Raw genomic sequence first — 24,940 nt, 5'->3', positions numbered from 1 at the left:
TCCTCTCACTACCGCATCATCCTGAGTAAAATAACCAAAACTGACTCTCAAGTCTCGATAAATGCAAAGAAGACCGTCTGGCGTTACAAACACCGGACAGTCCTCAACACTATAATCGTTAACCAGCAATTTACTACTCTACTTTAAACAACTCTTGCTCTTCTGTTTCCTCTTGTTCCTTATCCTTCTCGGAAGGCTCAGGAACAGCCGTAGTTAGATTGCTCGCTTCACGGATTTTGTTCTCGATAACACTAGCGATCTCCGGATTCTCCTTCAAGAATTGCTTCGCATTCTCACGCCCTTGGCCAAGACGGTCACCTGCATAAGAATACCATGCACCACTCTTATCCACGATATCGAGGTCCGTTCCGATATCGATTAGGCTTCCCTCTCTAGAGATGCCTTCACCGTACATAATATCAAGCTCAGCCTGTTTGAAAGGTGGCGCTACCTTGTTCTTAACAACCTTAATCCGTGTGCGGTTACCCACCACATCGTTCCCCATCTTGATGCTCTCAATTCGACGCACGTCCAAACGAACCGTCGAGTAGAACTTCAGAGCACGTCCGCCTGGAGTCGTCTCAGGGTTACCAAACATAACACCAACCTTCTCACGAAGCTGGTTGATAAAGATGGCAATCGTTTTCGATTTATTAATAGCACCCGACAATTTACGAAGAGCCTGGGACATCAGACGAGCCTGCAGACCCACGTGGGAGTCACCCATGTCGCCTTCAATTTCAGCTTTTGGAACAAGCGCAGCAACCGAGTCAATAACGATGACATCCACTGCACCACTGCGTACCAGAGCTTCCGCAATTTCCAGCGCCTGCTCACCCGTGTCCGGTTGGGAGAGCAGCAATTCATCAATATTAACGCCCAGTTTGCTTGCATACGATGGATCCAGAGCATGCTCGGCATCGATAAATGCAGCCTGTCCACCAGCCCTCTGAACCTCCGCAATAGCATGGAGGGCTACTGTTGTTTTACCGGAGGATTCCGGTCCATACACTTCAATAATCCGGCCTCTAGGCAAGCCGCCGGTTCCTAAAGCTATATCCAATGCCAACGATCCGCTCGGCACAATCTCTACTTGCATGTGGGTGGATTCACCCAGTTTCATGATGGAACCTTTTCCGAACTGTTTCTCTATCTGACGAAGCGCCATTTCCAGCGCAGCACGACGATCTGACAATTGTTCCACAACCCTTCACTGTTGATAGTCATATCATACCTTGTTTTGACACGTTTGCCAAGCTTTTTTTCGAACATACATTCGTTTTTTTTATTCAACGCCCCTTCCGGTATATGCTCCATACCCTATGTATAAAGAACAAGAACCGTGGCAACATCATTCGATATGCCACGGTTCTTCCGTATTTCCCATTATACTCGGAACTGTTCATTAATTCAAGAAGAGACACCAAGCAAGGTGTAAATTATTTACTTTTTTCAAAAAGCGGATATCTCTATTCTGCAAAATTAATCCTGTTTGGAGGCAACAAGACGCTGCCAAAGCCGGTAGAGCAGCGCCTTCGTTGCACGGAGCCGGATCGTCTCACGGTTACCCTGGAGGTGCAGCTCATGCACTTCTGTTTCTTTTCCCCGTTGTGACAATCCGATGTAAACAAGACCTATAGGCTTGCGTTCAGCGTACCCTGGACCTGCTACGCCCGTTACCGATAAACCAAAGTCGCTATCGGTTACCATCCGGACATGATCCGCAAGCGCTTCGGCAACCTCCGCACTGACGGCTCCCGGCGCATCATCCCCCTCAAGCAGCGCATGCGGGATATGCACAAGCTTCTCCTTGATCTGGTTAGTGTAACAGACAATCCCGCCAAGGAACATCGATGCGCTGCCGGGGATGGAGGTCAGCGTCTCCGCTACAAGCCCTCCCGTGCAGCTCTCCGCAGCGCTTAGCGTCCAGCTATGATCTGCCATCAAATCCACGATAACCTTCTCAATGGGCACATCCTCGTTAGCATACATAAACTCTGGGCCTCTCTCCTGGATCCGGGCTTCCAGTTCATTCAGCCGGACCATCGCCTCAGCCTCGCTTGCGGCCTTCGTGGAGATTCGGACGGTGACCTCCCCTTCCTTGGCATACAATGCAATCGTCGGATCAGTCTGGGTCGTAATCAGGTCTTCCAGGCGCTTATCAAGCGCGGACTCACCGATGCCTGCGAATTTGAGCATCTTCGAATAGATGGGAAGCTCTCCCGTAAGCACATGCTGCAGAAGCCAAGGCTTGGCCTCCTGCTCAAACATCGGCATCAGTTCTTTCGGCGGTCCCGGCAACACAATATAATGAGTGCCTTCATAGGATACCGCGTTCCCGACGGCGAGGCCTGTTTCGTTCGGAAGCGGAGTCCCTCCCTCGATAGCCAGGGCCTGGCGCCGATTGTTCTCGGTCATTACGGCTCCCCGTTCTTGGAAGAAACGTTCAATCCGGTCCATAGCCATCCGATCAATATGCAATGAACGATTCAGAAAGGATGCGAGCGCTTCCTTCGTCAGGTCATCCTGTGTGGGGCCCAGGCCGCCGGACAGAAGCACGATATCGGCTCTGCTGCTAGACAGCCGCAAGGTCTCCTTAAGCCTCTCCATGTTATCCCCGACAACGGTTTGATAGTACACATCGATTCCCATTGAAGCAAGCTGTCTGGACAAATACTGTGCATTGGTATTCACAATCTGTCCAAGGAGAAGTTCGGTTCCAACTGCAATGATTTCTGCTTTCATGATTCGTCGATCCTCCTGTATCTTCTATCTCTTCACAATATTCGCCGTCACTAATTTCTTACCCTGCGGAAGAAAAAAGCAATAGGATAGCTCCTATTGCCGTTATGCCCCGGTACCTTTAAGAAGATGCCTGTTCTGGACAAAATATTCGATTCCCGAATAGATCGTAATTATCGCGGCAGCCCAAATTGCAATGACATCAAACGGAATTCCCAAGAATACAAACGGGAAATTATTGATCAGAAGCGCGACAATTGCCACAATCTGAATCACCGTCTTGATTTTTCCTGATTGACCTGCTGCAACGACGGAACCTTCCAGGAGCGCAATTTGTCTCAAGCCAGTAACCGCGAATTCTCTGCTGATAATGACAACAGCAATCCATGATTCACATTTCCCCATCTCCACAAGCGATATGAGGATAGCTGCCACCAGCAGTTTGTCCGCGAGCGGATCCATAAGTTTACCCAGGTTTGTCACCATATTGTTTTTCCGGGCCAAATACCCATCAATCCCATCCGTGCTTGCAGCAAGTATGAATATCAAAGCCGCAATCAATTGGTTATAGGGCAGGACAAAATCATTCCATACAATAGGAGCCGGATAAAAATCAAAATCCACCAGCAGAAAAATCATCATGACAGGGATCAAGCAAATGCGGGCCAACGTGATACGATTGGGTAAATTCATGGGGCAACCTCCCTTGCAACGGGTTGTCTTGATAATTCGGCAGACCCCGTGACTGTTATCCATCTGTACTTCAATAGGGTCGCTCTTCCCAAGAGCCTAAAGGGTTTGAAGCGTGAAGCGCTGTCTGTCATATTCATCCCCCAGTGATCTATGTATACGTTAATCCTTATATATCGTTTTTTAGTATAATATTTCCGTTGACGCCCTGTCAAAAGAAACAACCTGCCCATCCAATCCTATGTGAGCCTGTGACGGCGTTTATTTAAAATTGGTGAACTGCAGGTCCAGAGAAAGATCCGCTTTGCGAAGCAGCTGCATGATCTGTTGAAGATCGTCCTTGTTTTTTCCGGTTACCCGAATTTGGTCACCTTGAATCTGACTCTTGACCTTCAGCTTGGAATCACGGATCAATATATTGATCTTTTTCGAATTTTCCTGATCGATTCCTTGCTTTAAAGTCAAACGCTGGCGAACGGTACCCATGGAAGCCGGCTCGATCTTGCTGTACTCCACATTTTTCAGCGACAAGCCCCGTTTCACCATCTTGGTTTGCAAAATATCAATAACGGCGTTGAGTTTATACTCGTCATCGGATGCAATGACCAGTGCGTCCTTGTCCAGCTTCAAGCTGCTCTTGCTGCCCTTGAAGTCAAAACGGTTCTCAATCTCCCGCTCCGCCTGATTAACCGCATTACTAAGTTCCTGCATATCCATTTTGGATACGATATCAAATGAATTTTCTGAAGCCATGGTGAATCCTTCCTTTCATTAACGATAATGCTTCTATTATAGGTAAAACATAGAGACAAGTCTAATCCCATAAAGGATCAGCGGGTGGATCTGGAACGAAAAAGACTCCGCTTATCGCCAACACCCGGCGAAAACGAAGTCTGCTCCTTCAACTGCTAGCTTTCTCATCACGCACCGGACGGCGGAACATGCTCAATATACCAAGCAAAATATGTGCCAGTCCAAAGCCTAATATGCCATATCCCCAGTCACTTGGAATCAAATAATAGCCCAAGAGGCTGACGATGACGCCTAATCCGAATATAATCCAGTTGACCGTCACGAAAGCAACACCTCTTCCAGGAAGCGAAATAACAGCATGCAATTGCATGCTGTTATGATGGCCTGGAGGTGAGACAATTATTCTACATCCGTGGTGCCTGTAGAGTCAGAAGTACTGGTGTCCGTAGTCCCTGTGGAACCATCTGCCGGCTCCAGCAGGATACGCGACGTTGATTTCCCATCTGTTACGGGCTGGCCGCCAACCGTAATGGTGGTTGCAGCGGAATTCCCCGATTTCACGTAGAGTCCCTGGCTATCCAGGTCAAAGCTGAGTGCAGCACCATTCTCAAGCATTTGGAAAGCCAGCTTCTCCCCGGAGGTATTGTAACCACGATACACTTCTACCCAGCTCTTTCCGTCACTCGTTGCCACAATTTCAACCTTCACAGACGAGCCTGATACCTTAAATACGGTGTTCTTGCCTTCCGTCCGGTCCTGCGTCACCGTAGTTGCTCCAGGCGTTGTATTCCCTGGTTCATCGATGTCCGTGCCATCCGTTGCGTCTGTTCCTTCACCGTCTGTGCCTTCGTTACCTGTACCGTCCGTGCCGTTATCGCCGCCCTGCGCTCCGTCACCTGGCGTGGCGGGATCCGTATTGCCCGGGTCTTCCGGCTTTTGCGCTTGATCCGTCTGCGTCTGGTCATTATTGCTTACCTGAGGTTCATCCTTAGGCTCATTCGAATTGATTGCCACCAAATAAATGACAACAACGATTAGAATCGGGAATGTCCACATCAGCAGAGTGGGCAGCCATTTCATGTTCCGTTCGGCTGAAGGTCTGGTGGCACGTTTTTGAATAACCGGCTCCATGGTCGCTTCCGGTTCGGATTTAGGCACATCCTGTTTATGGCCTTCAAGCAGTTCGTCCGGGTCAATCCCCACCGCTTCCGCATAGGTTTTGATGAATGCCCGCACGTAAAAACTGCCGGGAAGTACTTTGTAATCCCCTGCCTCGATGGCTTCCAAGTATCGCTTGCGTATTTTTGTCATTTCCTGCACATCATCAAGGCTCATCCCTTTTTGTAGACGCGCCTCCCTCAATTGCTGTCCCAGTTCGGACATGCCATCACCTCCTACTTTAGAATTTCGTGGTCAAAGTCAAAAAAAATATTATAAATCGTCACTATAAGAGCCCGTGAACGTATCATAAACGATTTCCTCTTCCGGATTGTTTCGCAATTCGATTATAATGTCGAAATCATCATAGGAATATTCGGATTCGCGAACAAAAATATCCGGATGCTCGATCACCTTCGTGCTCCCCATCCCCATAATATCCTGCAGAAGCTGATAGTGGCGCTCATTCGATCGGATCGTGCTGACAATCCCGTCAATGATGAAAACGTTGTTCGAGTTCATTTCGTCCTCAGAGAGTTGACTGCGAATGGTTTGGCGGAGCAGCGTAGAGGAGACAAACGTCCAGCGCTTCATCGCGCAGACACTGCCAGCGATAATGGACTCGGTTTTGCCGACGCGAGGCATTCCGCGAAGACCGATGACCTGATTACCTTCCCTTTTGAACAATTCACCCAAAAAATCAACAAGTAAACCGAGCTCATCACGCGTAAAACGAAACGTTTTACGATCATCCGAGTCCCGGTCAATATATCGTCCATGTCGGACAGCCAAAATATCCACCAGTTTTGGGGGTCTCAAGGCTGTTACCGTAATATTTTTCATTTTGTTTAACATTTTGCCCATCAGGATAATTTTTTCTTCATCATCCGTTTCCAGCAGCATTCCGCGAGTTTGGCCTTCAACGCCGTTAATTGTCAGGATATTCACTTCGAGCATACCGAGCACAGATGCAATATCTCCAAGCAAACCAGGCCGATTCCTATGTATCTTGTATTCCATGTACCATTGATTCGATTCCACAAAGACACCTCTTTGCACTTCTTTTCCATCAATATTCGACAAATTCCAGCGAAAATCGCACGCGAAAACAGGTCAAATGAAAAATGGGTCACGTTAATGATATATAAAATAAAAATGAAAGGCAAGTATTAACGATGACATGAAAATTACATTCTTTTTTCTTGACAAAAAGCCCCCGTTCGCGGGGGGCTTTTTGCAAGAGGGTTATGCGTTGTTCTTGGCCAGTCTCACCATCAGACGCGCGATAACATGGCGTTCTTCCTCGTTACCTACATCCCACAATTCTTTCAGTGCCCGGTTAGATGAGTTTTGCGGATCAACCTTCTCATCGAGGAAATCACCGATCTCATAAGCCAGCTGAGAAATGGTGTCTTCACTCATACCCGCTTTCTCGGCTTGAACGACACGATCGCCCAGGAATTTCTTCCAGGAATCAAAGTTTTTGATTACGGATGACATGAGTTAAATCCTCCTTTTGCGTGGTGGCAATTCAGATTTAAAGTAACAATAGTAATATGTCCCCGTAATCAACACCTTATGAGTGGTGAATTGCACCACGAACACCGATCAGGTCACCCAGCCGCCATTTGGACTGATCACTTGCCCGGTAATGTATCCCGACTCGGGCAGCGCCAGAAAATACACCAGTGATGAAATCTCATCCGGCTGCGCCAATCTGCCGACCGGAATTTCATCCTCCAGCATGCGGATCTCATCCGATTCCAGATGCCCCAGCATGGACGTATCCACCGCGCCGGGTGCAACGGCATTCACCGTCACGCCTGACGGGGCAAGCTCCTTCGCAAGCGCCTTCGTAAAGGCGTTAACGCCTCCCTTGCTTGTTGAATACAATACCTCGCAGGAGGCACCCGATAAACCCCAGATCGAGGACACATTGATAATCCTGCCAAACCGCTGGGAGATCATACGCCCCATAAACGCCTGGGAACACAGAAACATCCCTCTCAGGTTAATGGACATCAAAGTGTCCCACTCCTCTTCCGTCACGTCAGACAGAAGCCCATAATGAGATACCCCGGCGTTGTTTACCAGGATATCGGGCTCCATATCATGACTCTGCAGCTTCTCTTTCATGCGCAATATCTGCTCTTTGTCGCGAAGGTCCGCAGATACGGTTAATACCTTAGCTCCATAGCCCATACAGCGACGGGCAACTTCATTGGCCGCTTCATGCGAATTCATATAGTGAATAACCACATTCATGCGTACCGAGGCAAAGCGCTCGGCAACAGCCGCACCAATGCCTCTGCTCGCACCGGTGATCAGCACCGTCATTTCCCCGATCGGTTTCAGTTCTCTTCCCATGTCTTGCTTCATTACGGACTCACAACGATCGATACGGCCAATTGATCCCAATCGACATGCTCCTGCAGGCGGCGGTTTACATCATCAATGGTAATGGATTCATAAACCGAAAGAACCTTGAAGAAATCCACCCCGCGGAATTGATAGCGAGTGAATTCATGAGCAATGTTTTCCGGGGAATTGAGCATACGCAAGTATCCGCCCATTTTCTTTTTGCGGGCACGTTCAAAGTCGGAGACCTGAAATCCGGTTGCCTTTAGCTTATCCACCTCTGTGCGGATGCGCTCCAGCAGTTGATCCGGATCCTTCGTATCTCCGCCAACCGCAGAGAACGCATACTGGGGTGAACTGTTATACTCATGGCCGAAGCTGTCGGAAATCAAATCTTCGTCATATAGCTGCTGATACAATTCCGTACTGGATCCGAACAGGAGGTCCATCATCAGCTTCGTTGTCAAATCGCGATGCAGCTGCTTCTCGGCCGCTAAGCCGACCTGCTTCTCCTTGAAGCCGAACAGGCATTTCGGCAGCGATACAGCCAGGCGGCTCTCTCTCCGCTTCTCTTCAACCCCCTGCGGCTCCGGATCGAATAAACGCTCAATAGAGCCTTGCTTCTCATACGATTTCGCGGCTTGATTCGAACGGATCAGGTTCATCGTTTCTACAGGATCTACGCCACCCACCACAAACAGCAGCATGTTGCTCGGGTGATAAAACGCATTGTAGCACGTATACAGATCCTCCTTCGTAATCGTCCCGATGGATTCAACCGTACCGGCAATATCAATATGCACCGGATGCACCTTATACATCGCTTCGATCAGACCGAAGTAAACGCGCCAATCCGGATTGTCCTGGTACATGTTGATTTCCTGCCCGATAATCCCTTTTTCCTTCTCCACGTTCTGATCGGTAAAGTAAGGGTTCTGCACGAAATTGATCAGTGTCTCCAAATTTTCATGGATGTTCTCCGTGGCAGAGAAGAGATATACGGTCTGGTCAAAGCTTGTAAAGGCATTCGCCGAGGCACCGTTCGAGGCAAACTTGGCAAAAATATCGCCTTCCGGCTCCTCAAACATTTTGTGCTCGAGAAAATGCGCAATGCCATCAGGTACGCGAGTTTCGGACTCGCCTTCGACCTTGAAATGGTTATCCACCGAACCGTATTTGGTTGCGAAGGTCGCATAAGTTTTCTGGAAGCCGGGTTTAGGCAGCACGTACACGTGCAGCCCGTTATCCATCACTTCGTAATACAGCGTTTCCTGCAGGTTGTCATAATGAATGCTCTCCACCGGCTATTCCTCCTTTTGACCTTTCAGGAAATAGATCGTATCCAGCGAAAATGCCGCAGCCGCCTGCTTCACATCCTCCACTGTAATGCCTTCCACCTGCTGCAGCAGCTCATCCGGCGTACGTTCCCGGCCTGACAGCGTTCGATTGAAGTCATAGGCAATCATCTCAAAGGCCGAATCCTGCATTTCCTTAATTACGTTGCGAATCATCGCTTTCGTTTGGGTCATTTCGATATCCGTAATGGCACCCTTAGCCATGTCATCAAGCTGCTGGCGAATAATTTGGACGGCCTTCTCAAAATTTTGAACTTCGATGCCGGACTGAATGGTAGCAATCCCTTTATGACCGTCATATCGGGACGACGCGTAATACGCCAGACTTTCCTTCTCCCTCACGTTAACGAACAGCTTTGAATGCGGGTAACTTCCCAAAATCCCGTTATACATGAGCGCAGCGGCATACTCATCATCTCCGTAAGTAATCGTGCTTCTCAGGCCCATGTTGAGCTTGCCTTGATTAATGTCCAGTTTCTCCACAACCGTCTGCGTCTCGCTCGCGACCGTTCGTGTGGTGGAAGGAACATAATCCTTACTTCCGGTTCGGTTCAGTTTAAAATGCTCCTCTACGAGCTTCTTCACCTCATCCAAACTCGTATCGCCAACCACATACAGATCCAGAACAGATTCATTAAGCCAATTCTGATAGGACTCATACAAGCCTTCCGGCGTGATACCGTCAAGATCATTCCGTTCACCTAACGGATGCAATCGATACGGTTCGTTCTTGCACATGACCTCAATGCAGCGCTCCGCGGCGTAACGAATCTTATCATTGACGATGGACTCCAGCTTCTTGCGGACTGTGTCACGCTCGGTCTGTACATAAGATTTGCGGAATGCGCCATTCTCTAGCACAGGCTGGGTGAAAGCCTCGCCCAAAAAAGCAAATGAAGAGCGCAGCAGGCTCTCCGGACTCTTAACAAAAGAGTCATTGATCGTATCCATGCGAAAGTGCACGATCTGATAATCGCCACGCTTATACACGTCAAATCCAAATCCGGCGCCATATAACTGCTCCAGCTGCTCTCGGAATGCTCTTGTTTCCGGGTATGAAACGGTTCCTCTGCGCAGCACAAAAGGTGTAAGCGCGGTCGAGGTCACGGTTTCTTCTGCTAACGGACTTCCGGCGTAAAGCGATATCGCAAATGTCTTGAATCGGTTGGTCGGCAACACGTGAATTCGTATTCCTTCGACCGTACCGTGTTCAAATTCCGTTTTCGTCAAGGTCCATATCCCCTTACATCATGGATTGTCGTTGCCATAATTTACTTCATAGATAACTTTCATTCTAACCCATTGCAAAGTGAAGAAGCAACCGAAGACAGGCCCCGGTTGCTGTTGTTTGCGGCTTACATACAGAAGATATGTTGACCGATGGTTTTGACTTGAGGGCGGGTCCATATCCATGGCGAGGTCGCTGTTTTTGGATTAAAGTAATACAGACAGCCCCCTGTCGGATCCCAGCCATTTAGCGCCTGCTCTACGGCTTTCCGCGCCTGCTCGTTCGGCTCAAGCCATATTTGACCGTCAGCTACAGCGGTAAAGGCTCTCGGCTCAAATATAACCCCATGCGGCGAGTTAGGGAAGCTTGGAGATTTCACTCGATTGAGAATAACCGCCGCTACGGCAACCTGGCCTTCGAACGGTTCTCCGCGCGCTTCGCCATAAACGGCATTCGCCATGATCCTTAAATCGTTGTCTGAAAGTCCCATTGTATTCGAAGAGGCTAAGTTGTTATTGCCGCCTTCCTTGTTGGATGTATCGCCGCCCGCACCGGCTGCTGCTCCGCCCCCACCTTCATGAAGCTTCGGAGCGGTCGGACGGAAATCCTTGGTTGCATTATACAGTTTAAGCTTGACCTTCGGACCTACGATACCGTCAACCTTCATGCCAAACTCCGATTGGAACCATTTAACGGATCCTTGGGTTTTGGAACCGAATACGCTATCGATTTTGCCATGATAAAAGCCCAGGTATTTCAGACGGCCTTGCAGCTCATACACATCTTCGCCGGTAGAACCAAACTTGATGGTCTGCTGACTAAAGGTTGGCAAAGCTTCCTGAAGATTCGAATAATCTGCTTTAAGGCCTCCCTGAGCGAAGACAACGGCAGATAACAGGATCGCAATGCTGATCAGATTCCAGATTCTTGAGTTTTTCATGCTGCGCTCTACCTTTCTCTTGTGGTTTAACAAGCCTCGCTACCGTTATTATGACAAGCCTGCCAGTTTCCTATGCACCTGTTCCCAAGAGGATCGAACGAAGACGGCACATCATTGCAGCACAAAGAGAGCTGTTCCACTAAGGAACAGCTCCTTGTCGTTCGGAGTAGATTTAACGATCCTGCACGGATTTATTCAGATGTTCTGCCAAGCTCTACACACGCCATGACCAACGCTCCAACCCCATGGAGATCATTCTCGCATTGCTGCCTTTCCACATAGTGCTTATAATCGCCGACACCTGTCCCGATGCAGATTTTAGGCATAACCAGATGTCCCTGATCATTCATATATACGGATTGAGCCAGGCCGTTATATCCTTGTCTTGCATGCGAGATCAGGGAAGAATCCAGGTAACCGAGACGGATTCCTTTGGCCAAGGTATATATGAAAAGACTGGAGCATGAGGTTTCCAGCCAATTGTCCTCCCGGCCCCCTTTATCTATAACCTGATACCACAGCCCGGTCAGTGGATCCTGATAACGCACCAACGCCTCACTTAATTCACGGAGTACGACAGCCAGTTCTTCCCTCGCCGGATGATCCTCAGGCAGTAAATCAAGGAACTCCACGATCGACAGCGCATACCAGCCTAACGCACGTCCCCAAAATTCCGGGGATTGTCCGCTCACCGGATCTGCCCAAGGCATCGTTCTGCTCTCGTCCCAAGCATGATAGAATAACCCGGTTGCCTGATCCTTGGTATGGGAACGCATTATCCTCTCCTGAAACAGCACCTCGTCAAATAAATGCGGCTCGTTATACTGCCGCGCATATTTCATCGTGAACACGCCGCCCATATACAAGCCGTCCAGCCACATCTGGTAAGGGTACCGATCTTTATGCCAATATCCTCCTTCCGTGGTCCGATTCAGCGTAGATAACAGAGGCAGCAGCTTATCCGCAGCAGCCCTGTACCGATGTTCGGGAAATACAGCATCCAGTTCCATCAGGAGTTGGCCCGCTTGAACAGAATCCAGCTCTCCCCGCTCCAGCAGCAGATTCCCGTTGGAATCCACCAGATGATCGACATAACCCTTTACGTAATCCAAAAACTTTGACTCTCCGCTAAATTTCCACAATTGAGTCATGCCAACCAGAAATACGCCCTGGTGGTAATGCCACCGCCCTGCAGGCGGCAGCTGCTCCGGCGAATACGTTTCCATGATCGATTGACAAGCCTTGGTGCCAAGTTCTAGGGGTGATAAGGTCAACGGTCCTTGCTGCTGAATGGGATTGGACATATGTGCTCCTCCTCTTTTTTCTAAACACTGTTCCAACAACTCATGCTATAAAATGACGCCATCCTTAAAAATGGATATTTCCCGGAAGCCATTGCGTTCATTTCTCGTCTGTTCAACGCCCGAGGCTAATTGGACCATACGATTCATGAGTTCCTCATGGAGATCCTCCATGCTTTTGCCTTCCAGCAAAGCACCTGCATTAAAATCAATCCAATGCTTTTTGCGAGCGGCCAGTTCGGAATTGGTCGCGATTTTGACGGTAGGGACCGGGCCGCCAAACGGTGTCCCCCTGCCCGTTGTGAACAGGACGAGATGGGCGCCCGCTGCAGCCAAGGCCGTAACCGATACGAGATCATTGCCTGGCGCTTCGATCAGGTTTAACCCCGGCTTCGTTGATCTCACGCCGTAACGGAGTACATCGGATACGGTGGCATTTCCCCCTTTTTGAGTGCACCCCAGCGATTTCTCCTCCAGGGTTGTGATGCCGCCGTCTTTATTCCCGGGCGAAGGATTCTCATAGATTTCCTGTCCGTGCGATACGAAATATTGCTTAAAATTGTTAATCAGCACCGTAATATCCTTAAACACCTGTTCGTCGCCTGCCCGGTCCATCAGGATCGTTTCCGCTCCGAACATTTCCGGCACCTCCGTCAGCAGAGCTGTGCCACCGTGAGCGGTGATGGTATCTGCAATGCGGCCCGCCAGCGGATTGGCTGTAATGCCCGACAGACCGTCCGAACCCCCGCATTTCAGTCCGACCTTCAGTTTGGAGAGAGGAACCTCCGTTCGTTTGAAAGTCTCGGCATATTCCACAAGCTGGGATATGAGGGATATGCCCTCCTCCAATTCATCCTCCATATCCTGAGCCCGCATATATTTGATGCGTTTCCCATCCTGCTCTCCAATCATGGCCTGCATCTGATCGATCTGATTGTTCTCGCAGCCAAGCCCGATAATAAGCACGCCTGCTGCATTGCCATGGTGGGCCAGGGATGAGAGCAGACGCTGGGTATGGCTTAGATCGTCTCCAAGCTGCGAGCAGCCGTAGGGATGCGGGAAGTGATAAACTCCATCAATGCCTCTCCCTTGAAACTGCTGGCCAGCCATACGCGCTAACAGCTCGCAGGTTTTGTTAATGCAGCCGACGGTGTTGATGATCCAAATTTCATTACGGATCCCAACCTCACCGCTTGATCTGATATATCCATGAAATGTCGGGGATTCCATAACAGTCGGTGAATCTTGAGGCGCTGCTTTTGCACTAGGCTTATACTGGTACTCCACTTCACCGGACAGTCCGGTTTTCAAATTGTGGGTATGGATCCATCGTCCCGGCAAAATGACTTCCTTCGCCAGTCCGATCGAATAACCGAATTTTAAAACATGGCTGCCCGGCTCTATCAATCGAAGAGCCACCTTATGACCTTTTGGCACATTCTCGGTTACCTCGATCGCATACTCCTTCCCGTTCAGAAACCCGATGGCATGTTCTCCTGCTGACAAAGGACGAAGCGCGATGCCTACATCATCCTTGTTGTGAAGTATGACGATGTCGCTCATGTCTCGATCAGCTCCATTTCTTCGATATAGCTGCTCACAACCTCATGAAGATTGGATATTCGGTTCAAATCCTCGCCCCATAAAGACTGATTGCCAAGAATGGATGCTACAAGCTGACGTGTACTCCACTCCCCGTCTTCTACCTTTTGCCACGCTTGGTAAAAGGTCATCAGGCTGTCCGGATCATCTCTTAACAGCACCTGTTTACCATCAAGACACGTTCCGTACCACTGCCCCTCGATCGATTTGGCATGATACAGACGGATCAAGGAGGCCAATCCCCGAGTCATAAGGCTTGGGAGCGTGTTGTGTGAACTGACATATTCCTTTAAGCTTGGCAAAAGCCTCACTTTGAACTTGGAGATGCTGTTCATGGCAATATCCTGGAGCTTGTGCCGAAGAAAGGGATTGCGGAATCGCTCCCATACAGATATGGCATAAACCGTAACCTCTTCCAACGGGAGAGGCACCAAGGGGACGATCTCTTGCAACATTGCGTCGCGAATGTCTTTTCCCCATTCCGTGCTTTCTGCGATCTCTTTCACTTCAGTGAAACCGTGAAGCAAACCGATGGAAGCCATCAGCGTATGCGTTCCATTCAATATTCTTACCTTTCTCACTTGATACGGGGTCAGATCGGGTACCCATCTTGCCTGGAGACCCGCTGACTGCAGGGGCAGCCTGGACTCCAATGACGGGTCACCCTCAATAGCCCAGAAATAATAGGGCTCCGCCGTGTTCAACAATCGGTCTTCATAACCCCATTGGTCAAAATAGCGCTCAGCCTCTTCCGGATAACCGGTTACGATCCGGTCCACAAGTGAGTTCAGAAACAGGTTGCACTCCTCGATCCAGCTCCGAAAAGCCGGCGAAAGGCCCCAATCCTTTGCATGCCGCAGCACAATCGAGCGCAAGATGTCCCCGTTTCGTTCCAGCAGCTCGCATGGGAGGATTAACAGGCCCTTGTCCGGCGAGCCTTCATAACACTCATAACGCCGATATAAAAGCATGGTCAGCTTTGCGGGGAATGACATCGGCGGTTCCGACGGATTCCAGTCACTGAGCTGATAATCGAGACCAGCTTCTGTTGTATTGGAGACTACGATCTCCAGGGAATCGAGCTCGGCGATCCTTAAGAAATTCTCCCATTCCGCATAAGGATCTATGATCTTTGAGAACACCGGGATCCACCGTTCTTCTTCTATCTTCCGTCCATCCTGGATACCTCGGGTCAGCAAACCGTAAATCCCTTCCTGCTCTCGAAGCTGCTCCAGCTTGCGTCGTCCCCCTGGTCTTGGCTGACTGACGGCAACGCTCCCTTGAAATAATCCCTGCCGGTTGCATTCATAGATCATCCAATCGAAGAACCCCCTAAGAAAGCTGCCCTCCCCGATTTGAAGCACCTTAACAGGGTAATTCAACATTTCCAAGTGGTTCTGCTGTTGTAATTGTAAAAAATCCCGTCCGATCAACTTCAGCGCTCGGCCACGGTCTGTCTTTGCATCCATGATCTATCTCCCTTCCATCCCGCCAAATCGGAAGTAACTCTCGGCGTTGTTGTAACAAATATCCTGTACAATTCCCCCGAGCCATGGGAGATCTTCCGGCGCTTCCCCCCGTGTAACCCACTCTCCGAGGAGATTGCACAGAATCCGCCGGAAATACTCATGACGGGTATAGGATAAGAAACTTCTGGAGTCGGTCAGCATGCCGACAAATCGGCTTAACAGCCCCATATTGCCGAGTTTGCTCATCTGGTCGACCATACCGTCCTTGGTATCGTTGAACCACCACGCGGATCCGAACTGAATTTTACCCGGAATGCCGTCGCCTTGAAAACTGCCGATCAGTGCTGCGAGAATATCGTTATCGCTTGGGTTAAGCGAATAAAGAATCGTTCTCGGAAGTGCCCGCTCTTGATCAAGCCGATCCATCAGCTTCACGAGCGGTACCGCGATTGGACTATCGTGAATCGAATCATAACCGGTATCCGGGCCCAATTCTCGGAACATCCGGGTGTTATTGTTGCGCTGGGCATTAATATGAAATTGCATGACCCAGCCGAATTTCGCGTAGACCTGGCCCAGATAGAGCAGCGTATACGTTTTGAATTGTTCCTCTTCCTGACGGGAAACCCGCTCCCCTTTAAGCGCTTTCAGGAATATGTCAGCCGCTTGTGTCTCCGTAACCTCTTGATAAGGCACATAATCGAGCGCATGATCGGATACCCGGCCGCCAACCGAATGGAAAAACTCAGCCCGCTGCTCAAGCGCCTTCAGGAATGCCGAATACTCCGTAATCTCCATCCGGCTTCGGTCCGCCAACAATTTCACCCAGGGAAGGAATGTTTCCCGGTTAATCTCCAGCCCCTTATCCGGACGGAATGATGGGAGCATCTGAAATCCGGGATCGCTTTCCTCCGCCAGCTTGATATGATATTCCAGGCTATCCGTTGGATCATCTGTCGTACAGACTACTTTCACGCGGCTTGAAACGATCAATCCCCTGGTTGTCAAATCATGTTCCTGCAGACGCTTGTTTGCCGCTTCCCATATCTGCGGAGCATTCTGCTCATTAATAATATCTTTAATGCCGAACAGTCTTTGCAGCTCCAGATGAGACCAATGGAATAACGGATTGCCGATTGTCATTGGAACGGTGCGCGTCCAAGCCAAGAAGCGGTCATAATCGCTCACACCCGGGCCGCCCGTGATGTATGCCTCTTCCACTCCAGCAGCTCGCATCGCCCGCCATTTATAGTGGTCGCCGTTAATCCACGCTTCAGTCAAATTCTCAAACCGGTGATTGTCATATATCATTTGCGGACTCAGATGACAATGGTAGTCGATGATTGGCATGTCTTTTGCATAATCGTGGTATAAGGTACGTGCAGTCTCGTTGTTGAGCAAAAAATGTTCATCCATAAAAGGTCTCATGTTAACACCGCCCATTTCTGTAGATTTATCTACTATATTACGGCATCATCAGTTGGATTTCTTCACGTTTATTGCGAAATTGAAGGATTATTCAACATATCTTGCTTTGTTTTGGTCAATAGATGTTGTTACAATATTACTAAAGAATTGAAGTAGACCTCATCATGAAGGAGATTGAAACGAAGCGGGGGCGATTATGATATCCAGCGAGACTCATACCGTAACCTACGGGGAAGAAGAAGGGGGATTTTACTACCATCGCATTCATCGCACAAAGCCCTTTGAACGAAATAACCATTATCACGGAACCTATGAAATCTACTATTTGGTTTCTGGCGAGCGCAATTATTTTATAAAAGAAAAATTGTACACCATTCGGGCGGGTGACCTCATTCTCATCAATAAATTCGACGTTCATAAAACCTCGGGTCAAGGCGATCCGGAGCATGAACGTATCGTCATTAATTTTAGCGATTCTTTTCTCGGGAAAGGCCACCCCTTGCTGGCATCCGGATTGCTGAGCATGTTTAATCAGGATACGCCGCTGCTGCGTTTAACCGTTCCAGAGCAAGCGATCATCATGCAAATTTTGAATAAAATGGCCGATGAAATCAGAGATGGCTCCGCTTCGTACGAGTACATGCTGCAGATACTGCTTACGGAGTTATTAATTAAAACCTCTCGGTTAACCCATTCCGCCTCGCTGCCTGCCCACACTTCCATGAATCCGCTCCATCAGAAAATCACGGACGTCGTTAAGTATATTCACGCCCATTACGCAGACAAAATCACGCTGCAGCAATTATCCGAAACCTTCTACATCAGCCCGTTCTACCTGTCCCGGATTTTCAAAGAAATTACGGGCTTTACGATCATTAATTATCTAAACCTTACCCGCATTCGCGAGGCGCAGCGCCTTCTGACGGATACGGACCTGAAAATCGTGGACATCGCCGAATCGATCGGCTTTGAAAGCCTTACGCATTTTGACCGAACCTTTAAGAAAATTATGAAGATGACGGCAAGCAAATACCGCAAAATGAATAGCATCCCGTGAACCAACAAAAAAGGAAGCGATCCACCCAAAATTTGGGGTTGTTCGCTTCCTTTTTACGAAGTTACGGGATTGGCTCCCTTAACTGATTCGATTCTGCTGTTGTTGGTATTGCTCCATGGACATCAGCACTTCCCGCGGTTTGCTTCCCTCATAAGGTCCGATAACCCCGCGTGCCTCCATGGAGTCAATGAGTCGCGCTGCACGGGTATACCCTACGCGCATTCTCCGTTGCAGCAGCGATACGGACGCTTGCTTAGCTTCCAACACGATGGTCACCGCCTGCTCATACAGCTCATCCAATTCTTCTTCATCCGAATTCGAAGATTCCTCAATTTCAGGCACCAACGACTCATCATACTCCGCCTGCCCTTGATCCCGGACAAAATCCACGATGTTCTCGACTTCCTGATCACTCATGAAGGCTCCCTGCACCCGGATCGGCTTGGAGGAGCCCATCGGCATAAACAGCATATCCCCGCGGCCGAGCAGCTTCTCCGCCCCCGCCATATCCAGAATCGTTCGGGAATCGACCTGCGAAGACACACCAAAGGCAATGCGTGACGGAATGTTCGCTTTAATGACCCCGGTTATAACGTCGACCGACGGACGCTGCGTCGCGATGATCAAGTGGATTCCGGCAGCACGGGCCATTTGGGCCAGTCGTGTGATCGCGTCTTCTACATCGTTGGCTGCAACCATCATCAAATCGGCCAGCTCGTCCACAATAACAACGATATAAGGCAATACTGCAGGCAAGTTATCCTTCATCAGATTGTTGTAGCCCTCAATATTTCGCGTCCCGGATTTGGAGAACAGCTCATACCGTTTCTCCATCTCTACTACGATTTTCTTAAGTGCCAAGGATGCCCGCTTCGGATCGGTTACCACCGGTGCCATCAAATGCGGAATCCCGTTGTAGACATTGAGCTCGACCATCTTCGGATCGACCATCAGGAACTTAACCTCATCCGGCTTCGCTTTATACAGAATGCTGGTAATGATGCCGTTGATACATACGGATTTACCCGAACCCGTTGCACCTGCAACAAGGAGATGGGGCATGCGTGCCAAATTACCGACAATCGTCTGACCTGAAATATCACGGCCAAATGCAATCGACAGCTTCGATTCCGCTTCCTGGAACGTCGGCGTCTCCATAACCTCTCTCATCGTAACAAGCGAAACTTCGTTGTTCGGCACTTCGATCCCGATGGCTGATTTGCCGGGAATCGGCGCTTCCATCCGTATATCTTTGGCCGCAAGCGCGAGTGCGATATCATCGGTCAGATTGACGATCCGGCTGACCTTGACGCCGATGTCCGGCTGAATTTCGTAGCGGGTTACCGACGGCCCCCGGACAACCTCCAGCACCTTAGCCCGAACGCCGAAACTTTCCAGCGTCGCCTCCAGCTTGCGGGCTACCTGCATATAATCGTTCTGGTCTCCACCCTTGCCGCCATTGTTCGGTTTGGATAACAGCCGGAATGGAGGCAGCTTATACGGTTTAGGAGGCGGAGCGGGAGGCGCTGCCGGTGCCATTCCCTCTGGCGCCCCATCTTCCGTTATGGCTGCATTCGACTCGCCATTGGACGTCTCAGGGTCACCCATAGGCTCAGAACTCGCTGCCGTGTTCCCCGGAGGTTCCTCTTGTGCCGAACGAACCACCGCTTCGTGATCGTCGTACTCGTCATCGAGGCGCCCTTCTTGTTTCACTTGCTCGAAGAAATCGCGAATAATCGGCGATGAAGGCACGGATTCTGCTGCAGGAGTAATAACATCCGCTCCCTCCTCCGGTTGAACCGGACTGTTGAACAGGACGACCTCCCCTTTCTCCTTAGCACCATGCTCATTGCCAACGGTAAATATCGGAGCCGCCTCATCCGCAGCATCCCCAGCCTCTTCCACTGCTTTGTTCCGCTTGTTGCCTTTAGAACCGAACAGCTGGAAGAATTGCGGCGCTTTGCGGCGCGGCAGCCTCATGCTCTCCATATCCTCCAGATCATCATCCTCATCCAGATCTTCCGGCAGCTGCATGCGTTGTTCCTTCGCGCTTGATTTTGCCGCAGCTCTTGATTTGGTCTGCTGGCTGTTCACTTTTTTCTGAATCCGTTCTCCGGCCTTTACAACCCTCACGCGGAACATCCGCATTAAATCAACATAGGACAGATTGGTAATCAGCATGAAACTGATCACTAGCATGACAATCACAATCAACTTTGCCCCTATGCTGCCAAACAGCATTAACAGAAAGGCAAACTGCAACGCTCCAATGTAACCGCCGCTGATGTCTCTGCCCATGACGGGATGATGTCCATCATCTGCCCCGGCATGAAGGAGCTCGCCTTGCAAATCACTATGTATCTGGCTCATCGCATTTGATGCATTCAATTGTCCAATCGGGGCCAGCTTCGACTCCAAACCTGCAATGCTGCTCATTAAAGTAAGCGATAATATCAAGAGAAGGACACCGGTGCGTCTGCTGTTCCACCGTTTGGGCCATTTCCGGTGAATCATCACCATTAACCCGTAATAGATGCCGATTAAGGGGATGATAAAATAATACTTGCCCAGCAGATATCCCGACATCTTGGACAGGGAACGCCCCACCGGTGCTTCTCCGGATAATGCGATGACCGATAGTGTCATCAATACAATCCCATAAATTTCATACTTCAATACGGCTGCAAAGGCTGCCTTCTTCTTTCTTTTCCGCTTTGCCAAAAGTGTCACCCCCGAATCCATATTATAGCATAATATTCGGTGGCGTACCTATGTTCTGTTTTCAGCCTTTAGCCTCATTTTCTACCGTCGGAATATAGCGGATCATTGCCCCCGGAGCGTAGCGTGGATTCAAGTAATCTTGAAGCCCGCAATCCAATAAACGGACAATTTTCGCCTGATCCTCTGCCATAGGTTCAACTTCCATTAGTATTCCTTCAACCCGAACTTCCCTGGACGTGACGGCTGCCTGTTCTCCTTGCAGTATCCCGATCGGATCCAATGGCATGACGCTGTACCATATCATTGCGTAATCCCTCCAGGGCTTATCGTTTTACGTTCTTCAATCATGCTGTTCAAACGGCTCAATGCCTGCCCAATGCCCCCCACTTCGTTCATAAGACCATATTTAACGGCGTCTGTACCCGAAACCGCGGTACCGATATCCCTATTCAATTCACCGGTTTTGAACATCAGATCCTTAAACAATCCCTCCGTTATCTTTGAATGGCTCGTCACAAAGCGTACGACACGTTCCTGCATTTTCTCCATGTATTCAAAGGTTTGCGGCACGCCAATGACTAACCCGCTCATGCGTATCGGGTGAATGGTCATCGTCGCGCTCTCCGCGATGATCGAGTGATCTGCTGCTACAGCGATAGGGACGCCGATACTGTGCCCCCCTCCAATGACTACCGTTACAGTCGGTTTGCTGAGCGATGCAATCATCTCGGCAATGGCAAGTCCGGCTTCAACGTCGCCGCCAACGGTATTGAGAATGATCAAGAGTCCTTCGATCCGCGGATTTTGCTCAGCTGCCACAAGCTGTGGAATCATATGCTCATATTTGGTGGTTTTATTTTGCGGTGGAAGCACGATATGTCCTTCGATTTGTCCAATGATGGTCATGCAAAAAACGTTGGATTCCCCGCCGCTCGGCAGTCCCGTCTGTCCCAGCTGCTGTATCGTTTCCGTTACGGCCGCTTTCTTGCCCTCTTCGGTAGGGACGACCGGAGGCGCTTCCGTCTCGCCAGTCCATCCTGCTTTTCTGTTGCCGGTAGTCCATTGACCTTTCTCCATCGCGCATCCCTGCCTTTATCTTAATGTCTAGCTGCTGCAATCAACACATAGCTAACCCTTAGTATGGCAAATGACGGGATCATTTTATGCTTATATGGAACATTCAGCTTGGGATCGGAATTGCAGCAACCAAAAAAACTCCTGCCGAAATCATTCGGGAGAAGTTTAAGGATCAACCTATAAAAAGCCCCTCTTTCGCGGGAACCGTCCAATTATTACCTGCGAAAAAGGGGCGACTGTGTGCCTGATATATTTTATTATCTTGTATCAGACTTCCATAATGATCGGCAAGATCATCGGTCTGCGACGTGTTTGTTCATACAAGAAGCGTCCCAAAGCGTCTTTTACGCTGGTTTTCAGTGAAGCCCACTCATTCACGTTTTCACTCATCAGCTTCTGAAGCGTGCTGGAAACGATACGGTTGGCTTCATCCAGGAGCCCTTCGGATTCCCGTACGTATACGAATCCACGCGAAATAATATCAGGACCGGAAACGATGGAACCGTTTTGCTTGCTCAAGGTAACGACAACGACCAGAATTCCGTCCTGGGACAGAAGCTTGCGGTCGCGCAATACGATGTTTCCTACGTCACCAACGCCAAGTCCGTCAATCAGAACATTGCCAGCGGTTACTTTGCCTGCTTTGCGGGCCGAGCCGCCTTGGATCTCCACAATTTCACCGATATCGGTAATAAAAATGTTGTCTGGATCAACGCCAACGGACTCTGCAAGCAGAGCGTGACGGCGCTGCATCCGGTATTCGCCATGGACAGGGATGAAAAATTGCGGTTTCATCAGATTCAGCATCAGCTTGAGTTCTTCCTGGCTGCCGTGACCCGATACATGGACACCCGAATTGGATCCACTATAAATCACGTCTGCTCCGAGACGGAACAACTCATCAATCGTACGTCCCACATATTTTTCATTGCCTGGAACCGGTGTCGCTGCAATGATGACCGTATCCCCTGGCAGAATGTCCACCTTGCGGTGAGTGGAACGTGCCATGCGTGTGAGCGCTGACATCGGCTCTCCCTGACTGCCTGTACACAATACAACAACCCGGTCGGCTGCCATTTTGTTAACCTCTTCAGGTTCGATCAGCATGCCGTCCGGAATGTGCAAATATCCAAGCTCAGCGGCAATGGACACCACATTGACCATGCTTCTTCCGATAACCGTTATTTTGCGGCCCGTAGATTCGGCTGCATTAACAACCTGCTGAATCCGGTGCACATTCGATGCAAACGTTGCAACAACCACCCGCTGCTCGGCTTTGCGGAAAATATCTTCCAGCACGATGCCCACGTTTTTCTCGGAAGGCGTGAAGCCTGGTCTCTCTGCGTTCGTACTATCTGACAGAAGAGCCAATACTCCCTTGCTTCCGATCTCAGCCATACGCTGCAGATCCGCATATTGGTCATTTACCGGAGTATGGTCGAACTTAAAGTCACCCGTATGCACAACATTGCCTTCCGGTGTTTCGATACAGATCCCTACGGAATCCGGGATACTGTGATTAGTCTTGAAGAAGGTCGCTTTCAGTGTGTTTCCGAGTTGTACTTCCGAATCCGCATGGATCAGAATCCGTTTCGTCTCACCCAGCAAATTCGCTTCTCTGAGCTTGTTTTCCACTAATCCGAGCGTCAATTTCGTTCCGTATACAGGAACATTCAAGTGTTTCAATACGTAAGGTAGGCCGCCGATATGGTCCTCGTGACCGTGAGTCAGCAAAATCGCTCTCACTTTGTCGCGATTCTCCGTTAAATAGCTAATATCAGGAATAACAATATCAATCCCAAGCATATCTTCTTCTGGGAACTTCAATCCCGCATCCACGACAACGATGTCATTGGCATATTGAATGACATACATGTTCTTCCCGATCTCACCGACGCCGCCCAAGGCAAAAATCGATAGTTTATCGTTGCTTATTTTCTTAGACAAATGTATCTAACCCTCCTATAGTTTTGGACGTCGTACCATTGTTATATTAAATTTCAAAAAAATACCGCACCCAGTCACTTGAATTCATTATACATGATGAAAAAGTGAAAACACAAGTCAACCACCTTCGTGAGCCATAGGATACCCAGAAACAGAAGGGTTTAAAACGAAGAAAGCCACTGCCTTCATTGAAGGCAATGGCTTAGGTATGGTAGGTGCGCAGCTTACAAGGAAGACAGCATATTACGGATAAATGCAGCCTCATTCTCACTAGGGGAAACGAGCGGCAGACGAACGCCGCCGACCTGATAGCCCCGCTCATGCAGAGCGAATTTAACCGCCGCCGGGTTCGGAAGCGGGTCAGGACATTCAAACAAGCCCTTGAACAACGTGAACAAGGATTGATGCAGCTTGGCGGCTTCCTTCACGTTTCCTTCCACATAGGCGTGGATCATATCCTTCATGCGGGCGCCAGCGATATGGCTGGCCACGCTTACGATTCCGTAAGCACCTACGGCCAGAGCAGGCAGTGCTGAGGAATCGTCGCCGGAATAAACGATGAAGCCGTCCGGAGCACCTGCGGCAATGGCGGTGACCTGATCAATCGAAGCACATTCCTTCGTCGCAACGATGTTCGGTAATTGAGCCAGCCGCAGGGTGGTAGCCGTGCTTAGGCTGATGCCCGTCCGTCCAGGCACATTGTACAGCATGATAGGCAGAGAAGTTGCCTCAGCGATCGCCTTAAAATGCTGGTAGAGCCCTTCCTGGTTCGGCTTATTGTAGTACGGAGCGACAAGCAAAATGCCATCGACGCCGCAGCTTTCCGCTTTTTTCGTCAATTCTGCAGAATGTGCCGTATCGTTGCTGCCAGTACCTGCGATAATCTTACTTCGTCCACCTGCCTGCTTCACTGCGAACTTAAACAATTCAAGCTTCTCATCTTCGCTAAGCGTTGGGGATTCGCCCGTCGTTCCTGCAATGACCAGAGAGTCCGACTTCTGTTCGACAATCAGGTACTCAATCAATCTCGCAGTCTCGTCCCAATTGATCTCGTTATTCTGATCAAATGGGGTTACCATAGCCGTAATCAATCTTCCGAAATCCACAATGATTC

At 49.6% G+C, this 24,940-nt stretch carries 22 protein-coding genes; 1 reads left to right on the top strand and 21 read right to left on the bottom strand.

All coding sequences use genetic code 11. From position 1 onward, the window contains the following. Positions 1–133: 133 nt before the first annotated feature. The 16 genes from recA to uxaC all read right to left on the bottom strand — a co-directional run bounded on the left by recA (position 134) and on the right by uxaC (position 17,024). Complete coding sequence (gene recA, locus J7E85_RS07660; protein WP_215156573.1) at positions 134–1,195, bottom strand: recombinase RecA; 1,062 nt, start codon at positions 1,193–1,195, stop codon at positions 134–136. 287 nt (positions 1,196–1,482) lie between these two features. Continuing rightward, complete coding sequence (locus J7E85_RS07655) at positions 1,483–2,745, bottom strand: competence/damage-inducible protein A (RefSeq protein WP_215156552.1); 1,263 nt, start codon at positions 2,743–2,745, stop codon at positions 1,483–1,485. Between the two features lie 102 nt (positions 2,746–2,847). Next, positions 2,848–3,435 (bottom strand): CDP-diacylglycerol--glycerol-3-phosphate 3-phosphatidyltransferase, encoded by a 588-nt coding sequence (pgsA, locus tag J7E85_RS07650; RefSeq protein ID WP_076324930.1) that lies wholly within the window; start codon positions 3,433–3,435, stop codon positions 2,848–2,850. A 258-nt stretch (positions 3,436–3,693) separates the two neighbouring features. Next, positions 3,694–4,185 carry a YajQ family cyclic di-GMP-binding protein gene (locus J7E85_RS07645; protein ID WP_076324931.1) on the bottom strand — a complete coding sequence of 164 codons (492 nt, stop codon included), beginning with the start codon at positions 4,183–4,185 and terminating at the stop codon, positions 3,694–3,696. A gap of 148 nt (positions 4,186–4,333) precedes the next feature. Beyond that, positions 4,334–4,555 carry a hypothetical protein gene (locus tag J7E85_RS07640; protein WP_215156577.1) on the bottom strand — a complete coding sequence of 74 codons (222 nt, stop codon included), beginning with the start codon at positions 4,553–4,555 and terminating at the stop codon, positions 4,334–4,336. Between the two features lie 29 nt (positions 4,556–4,584). Beyond that, a complete protein-coding gene (locus J7E85_RS07635) occupies positions 4,585–5,568 on the bottom strand; it encodes a RodZ domain-containing protein (protein WP_215156550.1) in 984 nt (327 codons plus the stop codon). 48 nt (positions 5,569–5,616) lie between these two features. After that, positions 5,617–6,384, bottom strand: a complete 768-nt coding sequence (locus tag J7E85_RS07630) for a DUF3388 domain-containing protein (RefSeq protein ID WP_215156548.1) — start codon at positions 6,382–6,384, stop codon at positions 5,617–5,619. 204 nt (positions 6,385–6,588) lie between these two features. Beyond that, positions 6,589–6,843, bottom strand: coding sequence for a DUF3243 domain-containing protein (locus tag J7E85_RS07625; protein WP_215156546.1), 255 nt, complete (start codon positions 6,841–6,843; stop codon positions 6,589–6,591). Between the two features lie 108 nt (positions 6,844–6,951). Continuing rightward, positions 6,952–7,722, bottom strand: coding sequence for an elongation factor P 5-aminopentanone reductase (ymfI, locus tag J7E85_RS07620; RefSeq protein ID WP_076324935.1), 771 nt, complete (start codon positions 7,720–7,722; stop codon positions 6,952–6,954). Continuing rightward, complete coding sequence (yfmH, locus tag J7E85_RS07615; RefSeq protein ID WP_215156544.1) at positions 7,722–9,002, bottom strand: EF-P 5-aminopentanol modification-associated protein YfmH; 1,281 nt, start codon at positions 9,000–9,002, stop codon at positions 7,722–7,724. The genes ymfI and yfmH overlap by 1 nt, the downstream gene beginning before the upstream one ends. 3 nt (positions 9,003–9,005) lie before the next feature. Continuing rightward, a complete protein-coding gene (yfmF, locus tag J7E85_RS07610; protein ID WP_215156541.1) occupies positions 9,006–10,286 on the bottom strand; it encodes an EF-P 5-aminopentanol modification-associated protein YfmF in 1,281 nt (426 codons plus the stop codon). 125 nt (positions 10,287–10,411) lie between these two features. Then, a complete protein-coding gene (gene sleB, locus J7E85_RS07605; RefSeq protein WP_215156539.1) occupies positions 10,412–11,224 on the bottom strand; it encodes a spore cortex-lytic enzyme in 813 nt (270 codons plus the stop codon). Between the two features lie 191 nt (positions 11,225–11,415). Beyond that, positions 11,416–12,528, bottom strand: coding sequence for a glycoside hydrolase family 88/105 protein (locus tag J7E85_RS07600; protein ID WP_215156536.1), 1,113 nt, complete (start codon positions 12,526–12,528; stop codon positions 11,416–11,418). A gap of 45 nt (positions 12,529–12,573) precedes the next feature. Continuing rightward, entirely contained in the window at positions 12,574–14,088 is a 1,515-nt protein-coding gene (locus J7E85_RS07595) for a UxaA family hydrolase (protein ID WP_215156534.1), read from the bottom strand. After that, positions 14,085–15,596, bottom strand: coding sequence for a tagaturonate reductase (locus tag J7E85_RS07590; RefSeq protein ID WP_215156532.1), 1,512 nt, complete (start codon positions 15,594–15,596; stop codon positions 14,085–14,087). The genes J7E85_RS07595 and J7E85_RS07590 overlap by 4 nt, the downstream gene beginning before the upstream one ends. Positions 15,597–15,599: 3 nt before the next feature. Then, complete coding sequence (uxaC, locus tag J7E85_RS07585) at positions 15,600–17,024, bottom strand: glucuronate isomerase (RefSeq protein WP_215156529.1); 1,425 nt, start codon at positions 17,022–17,024, stop codon at positions 15,600–15,602. Positions 17,025–17,220: 196 nt separating this feature from the next. On the opposite strand from uxaC, the gene J7E85_RS07580 reads away from it, so the two are divergent. After that, complete coding sequence (locus tag J7E85_RS07580; RefSeq protein ID WP_215156528.1) at positions 17,221–18,081, top strand: helix-turn-helix transcriptional regulator; 861 nt, start codon at positions 17,221–17,223, stop codon at positions 18,079–18,081. 78 nt (positions 18,082–18,159) lie between these two features. Here the strand turns inward: J7E85_RS07580 and J7E85_RS07575 are convergent, their stop codons facing one another. From J7E85_RS07575 to dapA, 5 genes are all read right to left on the bottom strand, one after another. Then, positions 18,160–20,823, bottom strand: a complete 2,664-nt coding sequence (locus J7E85_RS07575) for an FtsK/SpoIIIE family DNA translocase (protein WP_215156525.1) — start codon at positions 20,821–20,823, stop codon at positions 18,160–18,162. Positions 20,824–20,863: 40 nt separating this feature from the next. Further along, positions 20,864–21,106 (bottom strand): YlzJ-like family protein, encoded by a 243-nt coding sequence (locus J7E85_RS07570; RefSeq protein WP_215156523.1) that lies wholly within the window; start codon positions 21,104–21,106, stop codon positions 20,864–20,866. Then, entirely contained in the window at positions 21,103–21,879 is a 777-nt protein-coding gene (locus tag J7E85_RS07565) for a ClpP family protease (RefSeq protein WP_215156522.1), read from the bottom strand. The genes J7E85_RS07570 and J7E85_RS07565 overlap by 4 nt, the downstream gene beginning before the upstream one ends. Positions 21,880–22,146: 267 nt before the next feature. Continuing rightward, positions 22,147–23,826 carry a ribonuclease J gene (locus J7E85_RS07560; protein WP_076324947.1) on the bottom strand — a complete coding sequence of 560 codons (1,680 nt, stop codon included), beginning with the start codon at positions 23,824–23,826 and terminating at the stop codon, positions 22,147–22,149. A 224-nt stretch (positions 23,827–24,050) separates the two neighbouring features. Further along, positions 24,051–24,932, bottom strand: coding sequence for a 4-hydroxy-tetrahydrodipicolinate synthase (dapA, locus tag J7E85_RS07555; RefSeq protein WP_215156520.1), 882 nt, complete (start codon positions 24,930–24,932; stop codon positions 24,051–24,053). Positions 24,933–24,940: the final 8 nt, after the last annotated feature.

The sequence above is a fragment of the Paenibacillus sp. ISL-20 genome (genome assembly GCF_018613005.1).
Taxonomy (GTDB): domain Bacteria; phylum Bacillota; class Bacilli; order Paenibacillales; family Paenibacillaceae; genus Paenibacillus_AQ.
This window is presented reverse-complemented; position numbering and strand designations above follow the sequence as displayed.

Excerpts from the sequence above, each read along its gene's own strand:
- J7E85_RS07625 (WP_215156546.1), bottom strand. The coding sequence starts at position 6,843 with ATGTCATCCGTAATCAAAAACTTTGATTCCTGGAAGAAATTCCTGGGC.
- J7E85_RS07640 (WP_215156577.1), bottom strand. The coding sequence starts at position 4,555 with ATGCAATTGCATGCTGTTATTTCGCTTCCTGGAAGAGGTGTTGCTTTC.
- sleB (WP_215156539.1), bottom strand. The coding sequence starts at position 11,224 with ATGAAAAACTCAAGAATCTGGAATCTGATCAGCATTGCGATCCTGTTA.
- J7E85_RS07570 (WP_215156523.1), bottom strand. The coding sequence starts at position 21,106 with ATGATATGGTACAGCGTCATGCCATTGGATCCGATCGGGATACTGCAA.
- J7E85_RS07565 (WP_215156522.1), bottom strand. The coding sequence starts at position 21,879 with ATGGAGAAAGGTCAATGGACTACCGGCAACAGAAAAGCAGGATGGACT.
- J7E85_RS07645 (WP_076324931.1), bottom strand. The coding sequence starts at position 4,185 with ATGGCTTCAGAAAATTCATTTGATATCGTATCCAAAATGGATATGCAG.
- pgsA (WP_076324930.1), bottom strand. The coding sequence starts at position 3,435 with ATGAATTTACCCAATCGTATCACGTTGGCCCGCATTTGCTTGATCCCT.
- J7E85_RS07600 (WP_215156536.1), bottom strand. The coding sequence starts at position 12,528 with ATGTCCAATCCCATTCAGCAGCAAGGACCGTTGACCTTATCACCCCTA.
- J7E85_RS07590 (WP_215156532.1), bottom strand. The coding sequence starts at position 15,596 with ATGGATGCAAAGACAGACCGTGGCCGAGCGCTGAAGTTGATCGGACGG.
- J7E85_RS07655 (WP_215156552.1), bottom strand. The coding sequence starts at position 2,745 with ATGAAAGCAGAAATCATTGCAGTTGGAACCGAACTTCTCCTTGGACAG.
- J7E85_RS07580 (WP_215156528.1), top strand. The coding sequence starts at position 17,221 with ATGATATCCAGCGAGACTCATACCGTAACCTACGGGGAAGAAGAAGGG.
- J7E85_RS07595 (WP_215156534.1), bottom strand. The coding sequence starts at position 14,088 with ATGAGCGACATCGTCATACTTCACAACAAGGATGATGTAGGCATCGCG.
- uxaC (WP_215156529.1), bottom strand. The coding sequence starts at position 17,024 with ATGAGACCTTTTATGGATGAACATTTTTTGCTCAACAACGAGACTGCA.
- J7E85_RS07635 (WP_215156550.1), bottom strand. The coding sequence starts at position 5,568 with ATGTCCGAACTGGGACAGCAATTGAGGGAGGCGCGTCTACAAAAAGGG.
- ymfI (WP_076324935.1), bottom strand. The coding sequence starts at position 7,722 with ATGAAGCAAGACATGGGAAGAGAACTGAAACCGATCGGGGAAATGACG.
- J7E85_RS07575 (WP_215156525.1), bottom strand. The coding sequence starts at position 20,823 with ATGGATTCGGGGGTGACACTTTTGGCAAAGCGGAAAAGAAAGAAGAAG.